The sequence below is a fragment of the Bradyrhizobium sp. Kon56 genome (assembly GCF_055807635.1).
Window position 1 is genome coordinate 1 of record NZ_JBVVOU010000471.1, and the last position, 262, is coordinate 262.

Sequence of the window (262 nt, forward strand, 5' to 3'; positions counted from 1 at the left end):
CCAGCGCAAAACACGCCCGGCATTTGCTTGATCATCAACCGCTCATCCAGCGCTTCGAACGGCACACCGCCGGCGGTGCTGATGGCTTCATCCAATGGCCGAGTCCTGACCAATCTCAGCGGCAGCGCTTTGATATCCGCCGCCAGCTGCGCCGGGTCATTGAAATGCTCAGCAGGGGCCAGCTCACGCAACAGCGCTGCCTTAACCCCATCCAGGCTCAATTGACTGTGCAAATGCTTGCTCATCGACCGCGACCCACGTG

General features: G+C 60.3%; 1 pseudogene. It reads right to left on the reverse strand.

What is annotated here, in order from left to right:
* Positions 1–245, reverse strand: a pseudogene (locus AC0L3B_RS39705) (aminoacetone oxidase family FAD-binding enzyme); the annotation flags it as partial.
* Positions 246–262: the final 17 nt, after the last annotated feature.